This window comes from Luteibacter sp. 1214, assembly GCF_031455395.1.
Taxonomy (GTDB): Bacteria; Pseudomonadota; Gammaproteobacteria; order Xanthomonadales; family Rhodanobacteraceae; genus Luteibacter; species Luteibacter mycovicinus.
Genome location: NZ_JAVDSQ010000013.1, coordinates 18650 through 38109, shown reverse-complemented (window position 1 = coordinate 38109; position 19460 = coordinate 18650). Strand labels below are relative to the sequence as shown.

The 19460-nt window shown below is 66.3% G+C and carries 20 protein-coding genes; 6 read left to right on the top strand and 14 right to left on the bottom strand.

Annotated elements, in window-relative coordinates; translation table 11 throughout:
* Positions 1-75 precede the first annotated feature (75 nt).
* Together pmbA and J2X57_RS19345 are read left to right on the top strand one after the other, a co-directional pair.
* Complete coding sequence (pmbA, locus tag J2X57_RS19350) at positions 76-1425, top strand: metalloprotease PmbA (protein ID WP_036115253.1); 1350 nt, start codon at positions 76-78, stop codon at positions 1423-1425.
* 105 nt (positions 1426-1530) lie between these two features.
* Complete coding sequence (locus J2X57_RS19345) at positions 1531-1968, top strand: DUF4870 domain-containing protein (protein WP_309869515.1); 438 nt, start codon at positions 1531-1533, stop codon at positions 1966-1968.
* Between the two features lie 103 nt (positions 1969-2071).
* Here the strand turns inward: J2X57_RS19345 and ispA are convergent, their stop codons facing one another.
* From ispA to J2X57_RS19320, 5 genes are read right to left on the bottom strand one after another with little or no spacing between them, the layout of a single operon-like run.
* Positions 2072-2956 carry a (2E,6E)-farnesyl diphosphate synthase gene (gene ispA, locus J2X57_RS19340; protein WP_309869562.1) on the bottom strand — a complete coding sequence of 295 codons (885 nt, stop codon included), beginning with the start codon at positions 2954-2956 and terminating at the stop codon, positions 2072-2074.
* A 1-nt stretch (position 2957) separates the two neighbouring features.
* A complete protein-coding gene (locus J2X57_RS19335) occupies positions 2958-3218 on the bottom strand; it encodes an exodeoxyribonuclease VII small subunit (RefSeq protein ID WP_036115247.1) in 261 nt (86 codons plus the stop codon).
* Positions 3219-3266: 48 nt separating this feature from the next.
* Positions 3267-4556 carry a tRNA lysidine(34) synthetase TilS gene (tilS, locus tag J2X57_RS19330; RefSeq protein ID WP_309869511.1) on the bottom strand — a complete coding sequence of 430 codons (1290 nt, stop codon included), beginning with the start codon at positions 4554-4556 and terminating at the stop codon, positions 3267-3269.
* On the bottom strand, positions 4553-5293 hold the full coding sequence (locus J2X57_RS19325) for an NYN domain-containing protein (protein ID WP_036115245.1): 741 nt from the start codon (positions 5291-5293) through the stop codon (positions 4553-4555). The genes tilS and J2X57_RS19325 overlap by 4 nt, the downstream gene beginning before the upstream one ends.
* Before the next feature lie 52 nt (positions 5294-5345).
* Positions 5346-6305 carry an acetyl-CoA carboxylase carboxyltransferase subunit alpha gene (locus J2X57_RS19320; RefSeq protein WP_043692721.1) on the bottom strand — a complete coding sequence of 320 codons (960 nt, stop codon included), beginning with the start codon at positions 6303-6305 and terminating at the stop codon, positions 5346-5348.
* A gap of 250 nt (positions 6306-6555) precedes the next feature.
* Here J2X57_RS19320 and J2X57_RS19315 point away from each other — a divergent pair, with 250 nt between their 5' ends.
* Positions 6556-7308, top strand: a complete 753-nt coding sequence (locus J2X57_RS19315; RefSeq protein ID WP_308847170.1) for a hypothetical protein — start codon at positions 6556-6558, stop codon at positions 7306-7308.
* 36 nt (positions 7309-7344) lie between these two features.
* On the opposite strand, the gene dnaE is transcribed toward J2X57_RS19315, so the two are convergent.
* Positions 7345-10890, bottom strand: coding sequence for a DNA polymerase III subunit alpha (gene dnaE / locus J2X57_RS19310; protein ID WP_309869507.1), 3546 nt, complete (start codon positions 10888-10890; stop codon positions 7345-7347).
* Between the two features lie 298 nt (positions 10891-11188).
* On the opposite strand from dnaE, the gene J2X57_RS19305 reads away from it, so the two are divergent.
* Positions 11189-11830, top strand: coding sequence for a hypothetical protein (locus tag J2X57_RS19305; RefSeq protein ID WP_309869504.1), 642 nt, complete (start codon positions 11189-11191; stop codon positions 11828-11830).
* 48 nt (positions 11831-11878) lie between these two features.
* Here J2X57_RS19305 and J2X57_RS19300 read toward each other — a convergent pair whose 3' ends face one another.
* The 7 genes from J2X57_RS19300 to J2X57_RS19270 all read right to left on the bottom strand — a co-directional run bounded on the left by J2X57_RS19300 (position 11879) and on the right by J2X57_RS19270 (position 16127).
* Positions 11879-12463: an NUDIX hydrolase gene (locus tag J2X57_RS19300; protein ID WP_036115229.1), complete on the bottom strand. Its 585-nt coding sequence runs from the start codon at positions 12461-12463 to the stop codon at positions 11879-11881.
* 62 nt (positions 12464-12525) lie between these two features.
* Positions 12526-13416 carry a 5'-3' exonuclease H3TH domain-containing protein gene (locus J2X57_RS19295; RefSeq protein ID WP_255349731.1) on the bottom strand — a complete coding sequence of 297 codons (891 nt, stop codon included), beginning with the start codon at positions 13414-13416 and terminating at the stop codon, positions 12526-12528.
* Positions 13413-13985, bottom strand: a complete 573-nt coding sequence (locus tag J2X57_RS19290; protein ID WP_036115224.1) for a nitroreductase — start codon at positions 13983-13985, stop codon at positions 13413-13415. The genes J2X57_RS19295 and J2X57_RS19290 overlap by 4 nt, the downstream gene beginning before the upstream one ends.
* 14 nt (positions 13986-13999) lie before the next feature.
* A complete protein-coding gene (locus J2X57_RS19285) occupies positions 14000-14578 on the bottom strand; it encodes a DUF3106 domain-containing protein (RefSeq protein WP_051943903.1) in 579 nt (192 codons plus the stop codon).
* 5 nt (positions 14579-14583) lie between these two features.
* On the bottom strand, positions 14584-14961 hold the full coding sequence (locus tag J2X57_RS19280; RefSeq protein WP_036115221.1) for a hypothetical protein: 378 nt from the start codon (positions 14959-14961) through the stop codon (positions 14584-14586).
* Positions 14958-15539: an RNA polymerase sigma factor gene (locus J2X57_RS19275; protein ID WP_036118197.1), complete on the bottom strand. Its 582-nt coding sequence runs from the start codon at positions 15537-15539 to the stop codon at positions 14958-14960. Before J2X57_RS19275 ends, J2X57_RS19280 begins: the two co-directional genes overlap by 4 nt.
* Positions 15540-15680: 141 nt before the next feature.
* Positions 15681-16127, bottom strand: coding sequence for a hypothetical protein (locus J2X57_RS19270; RefSeq protein WP_043692731.1), 447 nt, complete (start codon positions 16125-16127; stop codon positions 15681-15683).
* Positions 16128-16321: 194 nt separating this feature from the next.
* Here J2X57_RS19270 and sufT point away from each other — a divergent pair, with 194 nt between their 5' ends.
* Complete coding sequence (gene sufT / locus J2X57_RS19265) at positions 16322-16879, top strand: putative Fe-S cluster assembly protein SufT (RefSeq protein ID WP_079520771.1); 558 nt, start codon at positions 16322-16324, stop codon at positions 16877-16879.
* Positions 16880-16896: 17 nt separating this feature from the next.
* On the opposite strand, the gene J2X57_RS19260 is transcribed toward sufT, so the two are convergent.
* Positions 16897-17346, bottom strand: a complete 450-nt coding sequence (locus J2X57_RS19260; RefSeq protein ID WP_036115215.1) for a DUF4279 domain-containing protein — start codon at positions 17344-17346, stop codon at positions 16897-16899.
* A 248-nt stretch (positions 17347-17594) separates the two neighbouring features.
* Here J2X57_RS19260 and J2X57_RS19255 point away from each other — a divergent pair, with 248 nt between their 5' ends.
* Complete coding sequence (locus tag J2X57_RS19255; protein ID WP_309869490.1) at positions 17595-19448, top strand: M4 family metallopeptidase; 1854 nt, start codon at positions 17595-17597, stop codon at positions 19446-19448.
* The last annotated feature ends 12 nt before the right edge of the window (positions 19449-19460 follow it).

Sequence of the window (19460 nt, the reverse complement as noted above, 5' to 3'; positions counted from 1 at the left end):
GTCACGCGGCCCCATATCCGATGGGTTGGCCGCGTGCGGCCCGTCATTCTAACCCAGCCCTCCGGGAAGCCCTAAGTGAGCCTCGTTTCCACCGCCGACAGCAGCCAGCAGGACCTCGACCGCCTCGCCACCCTTGCCGAGGACACCATTCGCCGGGCCCGCGCGGCCGGCGCCAGCCAAGCGGAGGTTTCCGCCAGCATCGACACGGGACTCAGCGTCAACGTCCGTCTGGGCGAGGTCGAGACCGTCGAGCATACCCGTGACCGCGGCTTCTCGCTGACCGTGTACTTCGGCCAGCGCAAGGGCTCCGCGAGTACGGCGGACCTCAATCCGGACTCGATCCAGGCCACGATCGAGCAGGCCTGCGCCATCGCCCGGTTCACCGAGGAAGACCCGGCGGCCGGTCTGGCCGACGCCGACCGTATGGCCACGAGCTTCCCCGACCTCGACCTCTGGCACCCATGGGACCTCGACGTGGACCAGGCTATCGCGCTGGGCCAGGCCATCGAGGACGGCGGTCGCGAGGTGGCGGGCATCACCAATTCCGACGGTTCCAGCGTCAACACGGGCCGGAGCCTGTCGGTCTACGCCAACTCTCACGGCTTTCTCGGCCGCGAGCGAGGCACGCGCCATTCGCTGTCCGTCGCGCTTATTGCGGGCGAGGACGACGCCATGCAGCGCGACTACTGGTACGACAGCGGCCGCCGCGCGCAGGACTTCATGGACCCCGCCGAGATCGGTCGCAAGGCCGCCGAGCGCACGCTGTCGCGCCTGAATGCGCGTCGCCTCGGTACACGCCAGTCGCCGGTGCTGTTCGCACCGGAAGTCGCCCGCGGCCTGCTCGGGCACCTGCTCGGCGCGATCAGCGGCGGATCGCTGTACCGCCGGTCGAGCTTTCTCGTCGACCACGCGGGTAAGCAGATCCTGCCGTCGTGGTTCCGTCTCGATGAGAAACCGCTCATTCCTCGCGGTCTGGGCTCGTCCGTTTTCGATGCCGAAGGCGTCGCCACGGTCGAGTCGCCGCTGGTCGTGGATGGCGTGTTGCAGCGTTACATCCTGGGCAGCTATTCGGCACGCAAGCTGGGTCTGCAGTCCACCGGCAACGCCGGTGGCGTGCACAACCTGGTCGTGAAGACGGGTGACGACGACCTCGCCGGCATGCTGCGCCAGCTCGGTACCGGCCTGCTCGTCACCGAGGTGATGGGGCAGGGTGTGTCGATCGTGACGGGCGATTATTCCCGCGGCGCGTCGGGTTTCTGGGTGGAAAACGGCGAAATCGCCTACCCGGTCGAAGAGATCACCATCGCGGCGAATCTGCGTGACATGTACGCCGGCCTGGCGGCGGTCGGTGCCGACGTGGACCGGCGCTCGCACGTGCTGACCGGGTCCTGGCTCATCGAGAAGATGACCATCGCCGGCGAATGACCGGGTCCGGGCGGTCGTGACGGACGGCCCGACCCTGCCGGAAGTCTGCTTGACAGGCTCACGGCGCTCTCCGACAGTGGGCGCGACATCTTACGGAGCAGCGCCATGAGTACGCCGTCCGACCACATCCCGCCGACACCGCCGCCTGCACCTCCGCCGCCGTCGCCGCCCCCGTATGGCGCCCCGCCGTACGAACCGGTGCCGCCAGCCTCCGCGCACACCAACGACGACAAGAACCTGGCAATGCTCACGCATCTGTCCGGGCTGATCCTCAGCATCATCGTGCCGCTCGTCGTCTGGCTGATCAACAAGGACAAGGCGGATAAGGGCTACCTGGTGGCCGAGGCCAAGGAAGCGCTGAACTTTCAGCTGACCGTGCTTATCGGTTACGTGATCTGCTGGATCCTCACGGTGATCCTCATCGGTGCCTTCCTGCATCTGGTTCTGTGGATCGTCAACATCGTCTTCTGCATCCTCGCCGCGATAAAGGTGAGTCAGACGGGAACGTATCGGTATCCGTTCGCCTTGCGGCTGGTGAGCTGATTCGAACCGTTGTGACGGAAAGAAAAAAACCCGCTCAGGCGGGTTTTTTTCGTTCGGCGGCAGGGCTGGGCCTCACCGTCGCGTTGCCTCGCGCCGTGGGCGGTTAGTGGCCGCGATTGGCGGAATAGCGGGCGAGGTCCGCCAGCCATTCGGCACGAGGACCGAGCGGGGCGATGGCGTCGAGGGCATCGTCGACCAGGGCGGTCAGGTGTGCCTTCGAGGCGTCGAGGCCGATGATCGACGGGAACGTCGGCTTGTCGGCTGCCGCGTCCTTGCCGGCGGTCTTGCCGATGACGGCGGATTCGCCCTCGATATCGAGGATGTCGTCGCGGACCTGAAACGCCAGTCCGACGGCATGGCCGTAACGGTCCAGTCGTTGCAGCAAGGCGTCATCCCGGCACCCGGCCGCGAGAGCGCCGAGGCGAACCGAGGCGCGGATCAGGGCGCCGGTCTTGTAGGCGTGCATGCGCTCGAGCTCATCGAGCGACAGCCGGGTACCCACCGCCGAAAGATCGAAGGCCTGGCCGCCGGCCATACCTTCGGCACCGCAGGCCGCACCGAGGGTGCGCAGCATGGCGATCCGTGCCATGGCGTCGTCATCGGCGCCGAACGGCGTGGCCAGAATCTCGAACGCCAGCGCCTGCAGCGCATCCCCGGCGAGGATCGCCATGGCCTCGCCAAAGACGATGTGGCAGGTCGGGCGGCCGCGGCGCAGGTCGTCGTCGTCCATGGCCGGCAGGTCGTCGTGCACGAGCGAATACGCGTGGATGATCTCCACGGCACTCGCGGGCGCGTCGAGGATCCCGCCGTCGCAACCGAGGGCATGGCCCGCTGCGTAGACGAGCAGGGGGCGCAGACGCTTGCCACCGCCCAGCACCGCGTAGCGCATGGCGCGATGGAGTTCGGTGGGGGCGAGGTCTTCGGCGGGCAGCGCGCGCGCGAGCGCGTCGTCTGCACGGCCGACCAGCGCCTTGAGCGGCGCGGGCAGGTCAGTCGGTGCGGGAGTCAAAGGCTTCGGCGGTTTCGGGGGCTTCGGGATCGAGCAGGAGTCGCACGCGCAGTTCGGCCTGCTCCAGCGCCGTCTGGCAGTGGCGATAGAGGCCGATGCCGCGCTCGAAGGACTTGAGGGACTCGTCGAGACTGAGTTCGCCGCCTTCCATCCGTGTGACGAGTTGCTCGAGTTCGTCGAGCGAATGCTCGAACTCGGCGATCGAGGGAGTGGCGGCGACAGGGGCGGACGACTTCGGCATGGCCGCAAAACTAGCTCACATAGGCTTTTTGATCAATCGCGCGGCGAATCAGGCGTCCTCATCCCACGTGAGGACCCCATCCGCTTCCTGGAACAATTGTCGGCCGCGTTCGCTCATCCAGCGGGATCCGACGGCGACCAGTTCCTTGCCTGACCACAGCAGCGGCATGCGCGGACGGCGCCACGGCGGCACCGCGCCCTGCTGGAACAGGTCACGCAGTTCGCGGGTGTGCCGGTCCCCCTCGGGACGCAAGGTTTCGCCGCCGGAGCGATAGCGCACCTGTAGCGGCTCCCGGAGTCGCGCGGAGCCCAGGGTGAGCGTGCCCCCACCGGGCAGCGCCAGCGGCTCACCCGACCACATGGCCGACCATTCGGTATCGAACGAGGGCAGGCGCCGCATGGCCCACAGGCGGCCGCGCCAGACACGCACCTCCGTATCCAGCCAGCCGACCAGCGGAAGCTTTTCGGCGCCGCCTTCGCGGGCCTGGCGTTCCAGTTGCAGTCGCTGTCCGGTCGTGGGGGCGGACAGGCCCTGCGTGTGCAGCCAGTGCTCGAGCAGTGGCGTCCGCCACGCCGGCTGAAGCGCGAGCCAGCCTTCGGCATCCAGCGTTCTCTCGGGGCGGCGCACGGTTTCCAGTGCATCCATCCAGGCATCGCGCAGGCTGTCGGCCGCTTCCATGCATAGCCGCGCGCTGTGCGCGATGCTGGTGCCAGCCTGAGGCCAGCGTTCGAGAAGCACGGGAAGCACGCTGCCGCGCAGGTAGCCACGGGCGATCGACGGGTCGTCGTTGGACGGGTCGTGAATCGTCGACAGGGCATGCGTGGCGACATGCTCGAGCAGCGCGTCGCGCGGCAGGTCGAGGAGTGGCCGCCAGAGCATCCCCGCGCCTGACGGACGCAGCGGACGCATGCCGCCCAGGCCGTCGGGCCCCGCGCCACGCAGAAGTTTCAGCAGCACGGTCTCGACCTGGTCGTCCCGATGATGCGCCAGCACCATGCGCTCGCCGGGACGCAGCGATGCAGCGAAGGCGGCGTGCCGCGCACGTCGCGCGGCGGATTCGACCCCTTCGCCGCGACTGAGATCCACGGAGACACGGGATACCTCGAGAGGTATTTCCAGACCGTCGCAGAAGCGTCGGCAGTGCGAAGCCCACGCGCCGCTTTCGGCATGCAACCCGTGGTCCACATGCAACGCACGCAACGGCGGGCGTGGGGAATGGGTCGCCAGGGCGTGCAGGAGGGCGCTCGAGTCCGGCCCGCCACTGAACGCGACGACGAGCGCAGCCCTGGGAGCGTCACTGAGAGCGCTCGCCACGTGATCGGTCAGGGAACGACTCATTTGCCCTTGCTTCGCATGCGCACGTAAAGGTGTTTGGCGTTGCCGAACTGACGCTCGTCCACGTCGAACAGGCCGATGCCGTTGATCAGGCCGCTCAGTTTGGCGTAGCCGTAATTGCGTGAATCGAAGTCGGGTGAGCGCTTGCTGAGGATGCTGCCGATGCCGCCGAGCGCGGCCCAGCCATTTTCATCGGAAGCGGCTTCCACCGCGTTGCGCAGGCGATTGACAAGCTTGGTATCGCCGCGCAGTTCGCTGGCGGACTTCGGTGCGGGCGCTTCATCGCCCTCGTTTTCGCTGGCGCCCACCAGCACCTCGGTGTAGATGAACTTGTCGCACGCGGAGACGAACGGTTTGGGCGTCTTCAGTTCGCCGAAGCCGTAAACGATCAGCCCCGCCTCGCGAATACGCGACGCCAGCCGCGTGAAGTCACTGTCGCTGGAAACGATGCAGAAGCCATCGAAGCGTTCGGAGTACAGCAGGTCCATCGCGTCGATGATCATCGCGGAGTCCGTCGCGTTCTTGCCGGACGTATAGGCGAACTGCTGGATCGGCTGGATCGAATGATCGAGCAGGGCGGCCTTCCATCCGTTGAGGTTGGGGCCGGTCCAGTCGCCGTAGATGCGCTTCACGTGCGCGGTGCCGTACTTCGCCACTTCGGCGAGCAGGCCGTCGACGATGGCGGGGCGGGCGTTGTCGGCGTCGATCAGGACGGCGAGTTTGACGAGGACGTCGGCCATGGCGCATGTCCGCTGGGGAGATGCGCCGATGGTAACCGCAATGCCGGGACGATCAGCCCTCGGTGAAGGCGCCGTAGCCGCGCAGGCGCTTGTAGCGGTTTTCGAGCAGGGCTTCGACGGGCTGCGCTTCCAGGGCATCCAGCTCGTTGAGCAGCACGGCCTTGAGACGAACCGCCATCGACTGCGGGCTGCGATGCGCACCGCCCAGGGGCTCACGGACGATCTTGTCGATCAGGCCGTTCTCGAGCAGGCGCGGCGCGGTGAGGCCCATGACCTCGGCGGCATCCTTGGCCTTGTCGGCGCTCTTCCAGAGGATGGACGCGCAACCTTCGGGCGTGATGACCGAGTACGTCGAGTACTGCAGCATCAGCGTACGGTCACCTACCCCAATGGCCAGCGCGCCGCCGGAGCCGCCTTCGCCAGTCACCGTGCAGATGATCGGCACACGCAGCTCGGCCATTTCCAGCAGATTGCGGGCGATGGCTTCGGACTGACCGCGTTCTTCCGCATTGATGCCCGGCCACGCGCCGGCCGTATCGATGAAGGTGAAGACCGGGATCCTGAACTGCTCGGCCATCTTGAACAGCCGCAGCGCCTTGCGATAGCCCTCGGGGCGCGGCATGCCGAAGTTGCGCTTCACCTTGGACTTGGTGTCGCGGCCCTTCTGGTGACCGACCACCATGACCGAGCGGCCATTGATACGGGCTAGGCCGCCCACGATGGCCTGGTCGTCCGCGAACATGCGGTCGCCCTTGAGCTCGTGGAATTCCTCGCACATCGCCTGGATGTAATCGAGGGTGTACGGACGTGCCGGGTGGCGCGATACCTGGCTGATCTGCCACGGGGTGAGATTGCGGAAGATCTCGTTGGTCTTGATCTTCAGCTTTTCACGCAGACGGCCCACTTCCTCGTCGATGTTGAAAGCCTGCCCACTGCTGGCATGACGAAGCTCTTCGATCTTCGCTTCCAGCTCGGCAATGGGTTGTTCGAAATCGAGGAAGTTGGGATTCATGAATACGAAGCATCCGGACAAGACCGCTGATTATACCCAGTGGCGCCCGGGGACGTGTGCGCGAGGGTACGGTCGGCCCGGGAGGTAAGAATTGCCCGAAATTCATGTAGGTACGACTGGCGCCGCTGTGAGGCGGTCCCCCGGGACGTGTGATCTTTGCTTCAATGCGTCGGCGGGCACGGCTGCCCGCGGCCCTGCCTCGACCTTCGCGTCGACGGGAGGATCACCTCTTCTGACGAAAGGAATCATCATGCCCGGTGCAATTCACCGTATCGCAAAACGCCGCCGCTTCTCGCTTCTGATGGTCGGCCTGGTCGCCAGCGTCTCCGGGGCGAACGTGGCGTTCGCCGAGATCCCCGGCCCCTACGCGATCCATCGCATGCCCGAGTGCGACATCGCCGCGGAAGGCCAGATCTGCCGGCTCACCGTGCCAAACGGTGACTTTGAAGGCGTAAACGACGCCTTCTGGCATGGCGAGTACCAGTGGTTCGGGTTCAACACGAAGCGCCACGCGATGGCCGATCATCTGGCGCCCTGGGTCTTCGAAGGACCTGGCGCCGACAGGTACAACGCGTCGCTGGCGCTCTACGACACGGCGAATAACCGTTATCGGACGGTGCGCCTGGCGGAGCCGGAAGACAGTGTGACCCAGTGGGTCGCCCTCCCGCCCGCCGACGCCGACGATTTCGTCTACACCGTCCACGCGCATGTCGGTGCCGAGCAGGGCGGTGCCACGGTCCTCATAGCCACCGCGTTCGACGACGGCGACAAGAAGTGGAACGCGGCGCATAAGACACAGGCCATCAAGGGCGAGTTGAACTCGGGGGGCTGGCCCTCGGGCGAACTTGTCGACAGCGTCCTCGTCCCGGCAGGCTCGCATGTCCGGCATATCGGCGTGAGGATCCAGAAAGTCGACGGCGTCGGTGCGATCAAGGCGGACGATGTCGTCGTCGTCCGTTCCTACCCCGGCCAGATTCCCGTCCAGCTGTCGGCGTCCGAATAGGCGGCGTATCGCCCGGCCGGCAGGAGCGGCCGGCGCTCAGTCGGCCGGCCGTACCATGCGCAGCTCGGTCCCCAGAACACCGGGGATCGTCCGCAAGGTGCGCACGAGGTCGGGGAGGGCGCGCACGCGCCACTGATCGCCCAGCTCCAGGCTGGCCTGGCCTTCCGCGTTGCGGTAGCCGGCCAGCATCAGCGGGGTACGTCCCCCGCGATAACCCATCAGGGCCTGACGCAGGTGCTGCGGGAAGTCCGGACCGACGCCGTTGAGTTTCAGCGTGAGCAGGCGGCCGAAGTGCTCCATGGCATCGGACAGCGCGTAGGCCTTGCGGGCACGCAGCTGATAGCCGCCGGCGAAGTCGTCGATACGCAGGCCCCCTTCGACCACGATCATGCTTCCGCGTGTAAGCAGGGGGGCGGCGTCGGTGAACACGTCACGAAAAAAGCTGGTCTCGAGCACGCCCGTCGCGTCCTCGATCTGGACGAACGCATCGCTCTCGCCACGCTTGCGCATGCCCACCACCATGCCGGCCACGGTCCACGGCGTATCTGGGCCGCGACGGAAGCGGTTGGCGTTTTCGTCGTCGTCGTTACGGCGCGGCTTGGGCGGCTGGTAGCGCTGCGGAATCTCGCCGATGGGACAGCTGCCCAGCTGCGCCAGTTCGGCCTTCCACGGGTCGGTGGGGTGACCGGACAGGTAATGGCCGAGCGTGTCGTGCTCGCCCTGCAGCAGCTGTTCGAGTGGCCACTCCGGCACCGAACCGGAGAGTTCGATGATGCTGGGGGCTTCCGCCTCACCGAACGCGTTGCCGAAGATATCGACCTGTCCCGAAGCGCGGTTCTTCGCTTCCTGGTCGGCGGCGCGCATCGCTTCGGGAATGTGCTTGACCAGGGTGGCGCGGTTCTCGCCGAGCGCGTCGAGCGCGCCGGACTGGACCAGCGCTTCCATGGTGCGCTTGTTGAGCTTGCTCGAGCCGACGCGCTGGCAGAAGTCGACCAGTCCGCGGAACGGCCCCTTCGCCTTGCGTTCGGCGACGATTTCCTCGCAGATACCCTGGCCGACGCCCTTGATCGCGCCAAGGCCGTAACGCACCACGCGCGGTTCCACCGCTTCGAACATCCAGTCCGACGCGTTGACGTCGGGCGGCAGCACCTTGATGCCGATCGCCCGCGTTTCTTCGAGGAAGGTGACGGCCTTCTCGGTGTTGTCCATGTCCGACGAAATCGTCGCGGCCATGAACTCGGCGGGGTAGTGCGCCTTCAGCCAGGCGGTCTGATACGACACCAGCGCATACGCAGCGGCGTGCGACTTATTGAAGCCGTAGCCGGCGAACTTCTCCATCAGGTCGAAGATCGCGTCGGCCTTGTCGCCCACGATCCCGTCCCTGGCGGCGCCTTCGCGGAAGGTCGCGCGGTGCTTGACCATTTCCTCGGCTTTTTTCTTACCCATCGCACGGCGCAGCAGATCGGCGCCGCCGAGCGTGTAACCGCCCACGATCTGCGCCATCTGCATCACCTGCTCCTGATAGACCATGATGCCGTAGGTCTCTTTCAGGATGGGTTCGACGCGCGGATCCGGGTACTCCACCGCTTCGCGCCCATGCTTACGCGCGCAGAAGCTCGGGATCAGATCCATCGGGCCGGGGCGGTACAGCGCCACCAGCGCGATGATGTCCTCGAAACGGTCGGCCTGGGCCTCTTTCAGCATGCCCTGCATGCCGCGCGACTCGAGCTGGAAGACGGCGACGGTCTGCGCTTTCTTCAGCAGGTCGTAGACCTTGGGATCGTCCAGCGGCAGCGATTCGATCACCAGCGCGTCCGTGCCTTCCTTCGCCCGGCGCCTGTTGATCGCCTTGACCGCCCAGTCGATGATCGTGAGCGTGCGCAGGCCGAGGAAGTCGAACTTCACCAGGCCGACCGCCTCGACGTCGTCCTTGTCGTACTGCGTGACGACGCCTTCGCCGCTGGCTTCGCAGTACAGCGGGGCGAAGTCGGTCAGCGGTGTGGGCGCGATCACCACGCCACCCGCGTGCTTGCCGGCGTTGCGGGTGAGACCTTCGAGGCTGAGCGCCAGATCGATCAGCTGGCGCGGCTCTTCTTCCTGATCGTAGACGTCGCAGAATTCCTTGACGACGCGATCGGGTTCTTTCCTGGCTTTTTCCGTACGGCCGAGCGCGTCGCCGAGGGTGAGGTCGAGCGGACGGTTGGGAATGAGTTTGGCGAGACGGTCGACCTGACCGTAGCCCATGCCGAGCACGCGACCGGAGTCGCGCAGCACGGCCTTCGCCGCCATCGAGCCGTAGGTGATGATCTGACTGACGTGATCGCGACCGTACTTGCGCGCCACGTAGTCGATCACCTCGTCGCGGCGATCCATGCAGAAGTCGATGTCGAAGTCGGGCATCGACACGCGTTCGGGGTTGAGGAAGCGCTCGAAAAGCAACTCGAACTGCAGCGGATCCAGGTCGGTGATCTTCAGCACCCACGCCACGAGCGAGCCCGCGCCCGAGCCTCGGCCCGGGCCCACCGGAATGCCGTTGTCCTTCGCCCAGCCGATGAAGTCCGCGACGATCAGGAAGTAGCCGGGGAAGCCCATCCGGATGATGACGTCGACTTCGCGATCCAGGCGCGCCTGGTAATCCTCCAGCGTCTTGCCGGCGGCGATGGGATGCTGGCTGAGGCGTTCTTCGAGTCCCTTCTGTGCGAGATCGCGGATGAAGGTGTCGAGCGTGTGGCCTTCGGGGACCGGGAAGTTGGGCAGGTAATACGTGCCGAACTCGAGCACGAGATTGCAGCGCTTGACCAGTTCGACCGTGTTTTCCAGCGCCTCGGGAATGTCGGCGAACAACGCCTCCATGTCCTCGGGCGACTTGAAGTACTGCTCTTCGCTGTAATCCTTCGGGCGCTTCGGATCCGCGAGGACGCGGCCCTGGTTGATGCAGGTGCGGGCTTCGTGCGCATCGAAGTCTTCGCGCAGCAGGAAGCGCACGTCGTTGCTCGCGATTACGGGCAGTTCGTGATCGCCTGCCAGCGCCATGGCGGCGCGCACCCAGTTTTCTTCGTTCTCACGGCCCGTGCGGGTCAGTTCGAGGTAAAGACGGTCGGGGAACAGGCGCTGCAGGAAGCCGAGGCGCAGGGTCGCGGCGGGAAGACCCGCCGTCAGCGCGACGCGCGCGACTTCACTCTCGCGACCGGCGATGGCGATCAGGCCGCGTACGCTCTCCGGATGCATCCAGGCGGCATCGACGAGCGCGCGGCCGGTACCCTGGCCTTCGCGCCAGGCGCGTGAAACCAGCCGGGAGAGATTGAGGTAGCCGTCGCGATCCTGGCAGATCAGCGTGAGACGCCAGGGGCGCGGATCATCGGGGCTTGAGACCCAGATGTCGCAACCACCGATCGGCTTGATGCCCGCCGCCGTGCACTGCTTGTAGAACTTTACCAGCCCGAACATGTTGTTCTCGTCCGTCAGCGCGACGGCGGGCATACCCGCCCGTGCGCAGGCGGCGACCAGCTGCTTGATGCGGATGGTCGAGTCGACCAGCGAGTACTCGCTGTGCAGGTGGAGATGGGCGAAACGAACGGACATGGGCGGCGCCGGGCAGAGCAGAGGGAAGGCTACGCCGGGAAGGGGGCGGGGACAAGAATTGACAGGACGGATTTGTCCGCCGGGCAGCCATCTGGCGGCCTCGGCACGTGATATAGCGGGTCCGTGTAGGCGGTCGCCGCGAGGTTGCTGCGGCCTATGCCGTCAGGCCTGTCAGTAGGCCACAGTTTCCTGGGCAATCGGCCGACAATCCCGTCGGCTGGCGCCTGAGCTATCCCCCTCCCTCGCCCTGGCGCCAGTGTCCGTACTACCCCTCATCACTCACAAAGGAATGTAAGTCATGCGCAAGCACCCTTCTCACCGTCGGTGGGTCGCCACGGCGGCGATCGCGACCCTGCTCTTCACCGGTCACGCGCTGGCGGCTCCGTCACTGGAAAATCTCCCCGGTTGCAGCGGCTCGATCGATGCCATGGCACAGGCAGCCTGCCGACTGAAGACCGACCACGGCTTATTCGATCGGACCTCGATGTGGCAATCGTTCGGCCACCCTGGCGAGCAGATCGACGGAGGCGTAGGCCCGGCGTGGCGCGCTCCGACCATGACGGTCCGTGGGTTTACGCCCCTCGGTACGACGTATTACGGCGGCGACGTCAGTTACACCGTTCAGTTCAACGCAGGTCTCACGCAGGTCCAGGGCGGCGCGCTCGGCAAGCTGCGAGTGAATTTCTGGCTGGGTGACGATCAGGGGCGTCACCGACTGGAGCTTGGCGAGAAAAAGGCCACGTTCGGCGGCGATGCCGTCGGCACGTTCCGCTTCACCGTGCCGGGCCAGAACGTCGGGTTCGATCCCAACTTCCTGTATGTCGACATCCAGTCGGAGGAGCGGCTCTCGACGCCGGGAGGCCATGAGATGTGGATGGAAGGCGGCTCGGTGTCGATCCAGAACGTGCACGTCAGCGTCCAGCCGACCGCGGCGAATTGATCGTCACCCACTCCGGCCACCCGGCCGGAGTGGGTTTGCCGGTCGCTGTCAGCGCATGTGCGCTTCGGGATGCTCGATGAACCAGAGCCCCGCGAACAGCTTCGCGTCGATGGAGAAACCTTCCTTCGCACGGTCGAACAGCCACTTGCCGGCTTCGGCACGTGGCACTTCGTGAACGATGATGTTTTCCGTCTCGTCACCGCCGCCCTTGCCCACCCTGGACAGGTCCCAGGCGCGTGCAAAGGCGATCATCTCCGTGCTCATGCCGGCCGACGACGGGCCCTCATGCACGAACTCGATGCTGCCGCAGGCGTAGCCGGTTTCTTCTTCCAGTTCGCGGCGAGCGGCCAGCAGTACGTCCTCGTCCTCGGCACCGGCAAGATCGCCGACGAGGCCGGCGGGCATCTCGATGGTGTTCTTCAGGATCGACACGCGGTACTGCTCGACGAAGACGACCTTGTCGTCGGGCGTCACCGCGAGAATGATCACCGCGCCACCCGGATTGTTGCGTTCGGCGTATTCCCAGCGGCCGCGCTTCTTCAGGGTCAGCCACTTCGCCTTGTGCAGGACCTCTTCCGGCGCACTGGCGTCATCGGGGATCGGCGAGGCATGGGGCAGCGGACTGGTCTGCATGGCGGGTTCCTTGGAGGGATATAGGGAATATCCGACCAAGGGTATATCGACTGGGTGACGTATTACATCAAGGCGCGCAGGCGTGACCGGGTCAGCGGTCCGAAGCGCAGGCGCTCGCACAATTCGTCGATCGTGGCGGCTTCGCCCTGACGGCGGCTCAGGGCATCGGCGGTCTCGGCGACGGCGATATCCAGCGCGATGCGGGTAAGGCGACGGCACAGCAGCGCCTGTTCCGCATGTTCACGCAGACGAGCCGCACAGGCCGCGGCGCCGCGGATGCGCAGGTACGGCACCTCGTCGATGCGATCGAGCAGGTTGTCCAGGCTACCGAAGTGGGCGAGCAGGGCGGCCGCGGTCTTCGCACCGATGCCAGGTACCCCGGGGATGTTGTCGACCGCGTCACCGCACAGCGCCAGATAGTCGGCGACCTGGTGTGGATGCACGCCGAGCTTGTCGAAGACGCCGGAAGGCCCCCAGCGCACGTTCTTCGCGAAGTCCCATTGCTCGTCGTGCTCGCCGAGCAACTGACCGAAGTCCTTGTCGGCGGAAACGATGACGCCGCGGAAGCCATGCGAGCGCAGGCCCCACAGCGCGCTGCCGATCAGGTCGTCGGCCTCGTACTGGTGATCGTTGAGCACGGTGAGGCCAAGGGCCGCGGAGATCTCGCGGCACAGCCCGAACTGACGGACCAGATGGGGCGGTGGCAGGTCGCGGTTGGCCTTGTACGCCGGATAGATCGTGTTGCGGAACGAGGTGGTGAGCGACGCGTCGAACGCCACCGCGATGTGCTCCGCACGGCTGCGCTCGAGCAGCTCGCAGAGGAATCGCGTGAAGCCGTGCACGGCGTTGACCGGCTCGCCTTCGTGGTCGTGAAATTCGTCGGGCATGGAGTGCCATGCCCGGAACACATACAGGCTGCCGTCGACCAGGTGGACGAGGGAGTCGTCGCTCACGGCGACCACACGCTCACGATGTCGTCGTACGACGGACGATCGCGCTCCGGCGCGTCGATGGCGGCCGTGCCGATGTGGATGAAGCCGACGATGTGTTCGCTTTTCTTCATGTCGAGCAGCTTCGCAACCTCACGGTCGTAGGCGGCCCAGCCGCTGAGCCACTGCGCTCCGTAGCCGAGCGCCTGCGCGCCGAGCAGGATGTTGTATGCGACGCAGCCGGCGGTAAGGTCCTGCTCCAGCTCGGGGACCTTGCTGTCGGTGTCGATCTTCGCCGAAACGACCAGGACCAGCGGGGCGAATTCGTAGCGGCGCTGTTCTTTCTCGCGCTTGGATTCGGACAGGCCCGGATTGGCTTCGACCGCCAGCTTAGCCAGCTTGCGGCCGAAGGCCAGTTTGGCCTCGCCGCGCAGCACGCGGATGCGGAAGGGTTCGAGTTTTCCGTGGTCGGGCACACGGATCGCGGCCTCGAGGAGGCGGCGCAGCGTGGCGTCATCGGGGGCGGGTTCGCCGAGCTGGCGCGAAGGCACCGAACGGCGGTCGTTGAGGAAAGCCAGGTCGTTTTCGGTCATTGCCCCAGTTTAGCTCACTCCCCCGGAGGGGGAGGCGGCCGGCGATCGCCCGGGCCGTCGGGGCCGCCCGGACCGCCGTGGGGCGGGGGCACGATGTCGTTCGGGCCCGCGTGGTCCACCGCGTCGCGGCGCTGATCGGGTGTCATGTTGCGCCACTTTTCGATCAGCGCATGCCGCTGGTCGGGCGTGAGGCTCCTGAAACGCTCGAAGGCGTCGTGCAGGCGGGCACGCTGGTCGGGAGAGAGGTCCTGGAACTTCTGCTGGTTCCGGCGTGCCTCGGCTCGCTCCTCCGGCGTCATGTGCTGCCAGCGTTCGATGCGGTCGCGGATTTCCGCACGACGATCCGGCGGCAGCCCGCGCCAGCGCTGGGCTTTCTCGAGCATCCGCGACTGGCGCTGCGGCGGGAACGTGTCCCAGTCATGCGCCAGCGGCGCGAGGATGTCCTTTTCGTCGGCCGACAGCGCGCTCCACGGACGGGGCGGCGGCAGCGGCATCTCACCGCCGGGCGGCGGTGGGGGGCGATCCTGCGCGCTCGCCGTCAGCGGCGCCGCGAAGGCCATGAACAGGGCGAGGACGAGCGGAAGGCGGCGCATGGGGCTCACTTGCGGGACGGGGACGAGGGCGCGTCGTTGTAGGCGAGCCAGCTGTAGAACTGCATGTCCTTGTACAGCGCGGGGTCCGCGCTGTCGGCATCGGGCGGCAGATCGCTGGGCTCCGCCTCGGCGGACTGCTGGGTGGCCACCGGCATGTCCGAGGGGGATACCCGCGGCTGCCAGATCATCAGCGAAGCGAGAGCGACCACGGCGAAGGCACCTGCGGGGAGTAGCAGGCGTCGCGTCATGGACGGTTGCGGACGGGCGAGCGCGGTGCGCCGCGCCGCGCGCAGGCGGCCCGCGGTGGCCGGATCCACGTCGCGGCTGGCCCGCAGGTACAGGTCCCGGGCGCGACGTTCGAGTTCTCGATCGTGCTGGCTCATCGCCAAGCCTCCAGTTGATCGCGCAGCGCATGCATCGCGCGCGAAAGGTGGGTTTTCACGCTGCCGTCCGAGCAGCCCATCGCGGCGGCCGTCTCGGCCACATCCAGGCCTTCCATGATGCGCAGCGTGAACGCTTCGCGCTGGCGCCGGGGCAGCTTGCGCACGGCCGTCACGATGTCGCCGTAGGCCTGCGTGTCCTGCAACCGGGCCGAGGGATCCGGCGCGTCGTCCGCCGGCTCCCACATCGGGAGTTCGTCGCCTTCGTCGTCGCGACCGCCGCCCATCCAGCTGACGACGATGGACCGGACCTTGCGGCGCCGCTGCAGATCGACGATGCGTCGGCGCAGGATGCCCCAGAACAACGGCGTCCACTCACCGGCGGGCTTACCCGCGTAATGGTTGACGAGTCGCAGCATGGCGTCCTGGACGGCATCCATGGCGTCGTCCTTGTTGCCCAGGTGGATTTCGGCCATACGCCAGGCGCGTCGCTCGATACCCGCCAGGAAGGCGTCCATGTTCGCCGGGACCTCGCGCAGATCCTCGAGCGATGCGCTGTCGAGTGCGAGGGAGCCGTTCACGGCTTTCTCCGCATCGTCGTGTTTCGCATCCTCGTGCTCCATATCGCCAGGTTCACTCCGGTAAACGCGGTCATCGACCGCCGGTTGACTGTTACTTCCCCGCAACATCTTTCCCGTAGGGGGATTTACCGCTTATGAAAGTCAGTCGCCGCGCGGCTTCCGCCGGCCCAGCGGCCAGGCGGTAAGGGCCGCGATCAGGGCTCCGGTCAGGTAGAGCGACAGGTCGACCGGGCGCTGCGCGAGACGGGCGAGGTCCAGCAGCATGGCCGGTCCGGCGTCGGCGATGGCCTGGCCGAAGCCGATGCCCATCATCCCGGAGATCGTGGCGGCGACCACCAGGCACGCCGTGTACAGGGCCGCCAGCAGGGTTGCCGCGCCGGCCAGGACGGCGCCGACAGGACCGCGGAAGCGCAGCCAGCGGCGCACGACGAGACCCAGCGCCCAGCCCACCGGCAGCACGAGGGCCGGGAGGGCGCGGCCGAACATCATCGAGGGGAGCATCCAGACGGCGCCCGCGGCGAGGCCGAACATGGCCGCGCAGAGTGCACCGAAGAGGAAACCGGGAAGGCCTGTGCGCTCAGCCGGCATGGATTTCGGTCAGGTCGCGCATGGGATCCCGGGTGCGGCAAAAAGGGGGCCATCATAGCGGGGCAAGCGGCCGGGCGCTCTTGTGCCCCGACGCGCGCGCCCCGACGTTAAGCCGGTAGGTGCCTACCCCCGCCTCGCGGGCAGGCGCATAATCGACGACTTTGCGGCCGCGGCGCGGCCTTTACAGGACAGCAATGAGCGGTTTCAGCCTCAGCAGCGAGCCCTTCACCCTCGAACGTGACTGCCAGGCAGTCATGGTGCCGCAGGGTGAGACGGTGACGCTTCCCGCCGGGCAGATCGGCTACATCACCCAGGCCCTCGGCGGCAGTTTCACCGTTTACGTGGAAGGCAACCTGTTCCGCATCGCCGGCGACGACGCCGACGCGCTGGGCAAGGAGCCGCCGCGCCCGATCGAACTCGAGGACGGCGCGACGGACGACGACGTGGAGAAGCTGGTCTGGCAGCAGCTGCGCACCTGCTTCGATCCCGAGATCCCCATCAACGTGGTGGAACTGGGTCTGGTCTATGACGTCAGCCTCGAATCCACCGAAGAGGGCTCGCGCCGCGTTTACGTGAAGATGACGCTGACCGCGCCGGGCTGCGGCATGGGCGACATCCTCGTCGACGATGTCCGCACCAAGGTCGAGCTCATTCCCACGATCGTCGAGGCCGATGTCGACCTCGTATTCGACCCGCCCTGGAATCACTCCATGATGTCCGATGCGGCGAAGCTCGAAACCGGGATGCTCTGATCCCGGCGACGCCGTCCTCAGCCGTTCGGCTCGGCGAGATGAATTTCCGTGCCGAGCGACGCACCGTATGTCGCGATGGCTTTGACGTTGGCGGGTGACAGGTAGCCGGTCGGCACACGGTCTTCGTAGATGTCGGTGTCGAGCGCGACGTGTGCGTCGAGTTCGAGTGCTCTGGACAGCGCGACGATCTGGTCGCGATGCGGCGCAAGCGCGTGCAACAGCTGCGTCAGCGCGTCATCCAGCATGTAGGTGCGTTGCGGCGGCAGCTCGAAGCACCAGCCGTTGGTCCGCCGCTGCAACGCCGTCGAGGCGATGCTTTCGCCCTTTTGCCACGTGACGGCACCCTCGATGCCGACCTCTCTCAGCAGATGATCCAGCGTGTGCCGCTCCGACGTGAGACGGAACGCCGCGCGCACCGTCGGCGTCAGTCGACGCAGGTCAAGGTCCAGATCCGGTAATCGCGCCATGCGTCGCCCCCTCCGCAAGTTCGTGTTCGCAATTCGTGCGTAGCATCGCGTTTTTTGCCGCCCTAGGGAAATCCCTAGGTAGTCGGTCGCGAATTCTTGCGCTAGGTTGGTGAGGACTTCCGGTTGGGGGACCGGTCGTCGCGACATAAAACGGGCATCGCGCCGCGGCGCGAATTCAAATCGTTCGGAGTGTGGTCCTCACGGTCCGCCATGGCGGAGTGCGGCCCATTCCTGGAGGAGGAACGTTAATGGCAACTCATGTTCGCTTGAAACTCCTGGTCGCATCCCTCGGGATCGCCGCCACCTCGGTCGCATCGGCGGCTACCGAACAGGCACTGCGTGCGCAGAGCCTGGGTGCCGTACCGGCCAACCAGCTGGCGACAAAACTGGGACTTTCCGCCGACAACGGATTCGTCGCACAAGCCTCGCTGCCCACGGTAAAGGGCACGCAGACCGTCCGCATGCAGCAGACCTTCAAGGGCGTGCCGGTCTATGGCCGCAGCATCGCCGTCGAGCAGGACACGCAGGGGAATGCGCTGGTCGCCAATGGTGCGGTCACGTCCGACCTGCAGGTCGATATCGCCTCGGTCACCCCCAGGCTGGACGGTACGCGCGCCGTCGCCTTGCTCAGCAAGCAGGCGCCGTCGCTGGCCGGCGTCGCCACCGTCAAACCGGAGAACGTCAAGGCGGATCTGTACATCTATCCGGGCGACGGCGCTCCCGCGCGTCTGGTCTATCTCACCTCGTTCTTCTCCGGCGGTGACCATCCGACCCGCCCGACCGCCCTGATCGACGCCAACACCGGCGAGATCATCGAGCAGTGGGAAGGCCTGACCTACGCCGAGATCGATGCGACCGGTCCGGGCGGCAATCAGAAAACCGGACAGTACACCTGGGGCGCCGGCGGCAAGCCCGCGCTGCGCGTTACGCAATCCGGCACGACCTGCACGGCGCAGAACGCCTACGTGAAGTCGTACAACATGAAGAAGGCGACGTCGGGAACCGGCACGCTGTGGAGCTTCACCTGTAGCGCCGGATCGAGTGGCGACGCGGTCAACGGCGCGTACGGCCCGATCAACGACGCCCACCACTTCGGTGGCGTGGTGCACGACATGTACACCTCGTACACCGGCGCGGCACCGCTGAACCAGGTTCTGATCATGAAGGTGCACTACGGCAGCTCCTACGAGAACGCGTTCTGGGACGGCAGCTCGATGACCTTCGGCGACGGTGCCAGCACGTTCTACCCGCTGGTCGCCCTGGACGTGACCTCGCACGAGATCAGCCATGGCTACACCGAACAGCACTCCAACCTGGCCTATAGCGGACAGTCGGGCGGCATGAACGAGGCCTACTCGGACATCGCCGGTGAAGCGGCCGAATACTACGACCGCGGCAGCAACGACTTCCTCGTCGGTGCCGACATCGTCAAGACCAGCGCCGGTATCGGTAACGCGTTGCGCTACATGTGCACGCCGTCGCAGGACGGTGGCTCGATCGACAATGCGTCCGATTACTACAGCGGTCTCGACGTGCATTACTCGTCGGGTGTCTACAACAAGGCGTTCTGCCTGCTGGCCAAGACCAGTGGCTGGGACACGGTGAAGGCATTCAAGGTGTTCGCCCGCGCCAATGCCCTGTACTGGACCGCCAGCTCCACGTTCAACTCCGGTGCCTGCGGTGTCGCCAGCGCGGCGACCGATCTCGGCTACTCCGCGACGGATGTCGCCACCGCCTTCACCGGCGTGGGTGTCAGCTGCTCGACCGGCGGCGGTGGCGGTACCGGTGGCACGGCGCTGCAGAACGGTGTGGCCAAGACCGGCCTTGCCGGCAGCTCGGGTACCGAACTCAGCTACACCGTCGTGGTGGCGGCTGGCGCGAAGAACCTCAGCATCGTGACCAGCGGTGGTACCGGTGATGCGGATCTCTACGTCAAGTTCGGTTCCGCACCGACCACCTCCAGCTACAACTGCCGTCCGTACGTTTCGGGCAACAACGAAACCTGCACCTTCGCCACCACCCAGGCGGGCACGTATTACGTGAAGGTCCGCGGTTACTCGACGTTCTCGGGCGTCTCGCTCAAGGCAACCTGGACGCCGTAAGCGACCCCTCTC

Bases quoted from the DNA above. Each gene is read 5' to 3' on its own strand.
- J2X57_RS19335 (WP_036115247.1), bottom strand. From the start codon at position 3,218: ATGCCGAAGTCGTCCGCCCCTGTCGCCGCCACTCCCTCGATCGCCGAG.
- dnaE (WP_309869507.1), bottom strand. From the start codon at position 10,890: ATGTCCGTTCGTTTCGCCCATCTCCACCTGCACAGCGAGTACTCGCTG.
- J2X57_RS19315 (WP_308847170.1), top strand. From the start codon at position 6,556: ATGCCCGGTGCAATTCACCGTATCGCAAAACGCCGCCGCTTCTCGCTT.
- J2X57_RS19345 (WP_309869515.1), top strand. From the start codon at position 1,531: ATGAGTACGCCGTCCGACCACATCCCGCCGACACCGCCGCCTGCACCT.
- J2X57_RS19300 (WP_036115229.1), bottom strand. From the start codon at position 12,463: ATGCAGACCAGTCCGCTGCCCCATGCCTCGCCGATCCCCGATGACGCC.
- sufT (WP_079520771.1), top strand. From the start codon at position 16,322: ATGAGCGGTTTCAGCCTCAGCAGCGAGCCCTTCACCCTCGAACGTGAC.
- J2X57_RS19260 (WP_036115215.1), bottom strand. From the start codon at position 17,346: ATGGCGCGATTACCGGATCTGGACCTTGACCTGCGTCGACTGACGCCG.
- J2X57_RS19280 (WP_036115221.1), bottom strand. From the start codon at position 14,961: ATGAGCCAGCACGATCGAGAACTCGAACGTCGCGCCCGGGACCTGTAC.
- J2X57_RS19325 (WP_036115245.1), bottom strand. From the start codon at position 5,293: ATGGCCGACGTCCTCGTCAAACTCGCCGTCCTGATCGACGCCGACAAC.
- J2X57_RS19255 (WP_309869490.1), top strand. From the start codon at position 17,595: ATGGCAACTCATGTTCGCTTGAAACTCCTGGTCGCATCCCTCGGGATC.
- J2X57_RS19305 (WP_309869504.1), top strand. From the start codon at position 11,189: ATGCGCAAGCACCCTTCTCACCGTCGGTGGGTCGCCACGGCGGCGATC.
- J2X57_RS19285 (WP_051943903.1), bottom strand. From the start codon at position 14,578: ATGCGCCGCCTTCCGCTCGTCCTCGCCCTGTTCATGGCCTTCGCGGCG.
- J2X57_RS19290 (WP_036115224.1), bottom strand. From the start codon at position 13,985: ATGACCGAAAACGACCTGGCTTTCCTCAACGACCGCCGTTCGGTGCCT.
- J2X57_RS19270 (WP_043692731.1), bottom strand. From the start codon at position 16,127: ATGCCGGCTGAGCGCACAGGCCTTCCCGGTTTCCTCTTCGGTGCACTC.
- J2X57_RS19320 (WP_043692721.1), bottom strand. From the start codon at position 6,305: ATGAATCCCAACTTCCTCGATTTCGAACAACCCATTGCCGAGCTGGAA.
- tilS (WP_309869511.1), bottom strand. From the start codon at position 4,556: ATGAGTCGTTCCCTGACCGATCACGTGGCGAGCGCTCTCAGTGACGCT.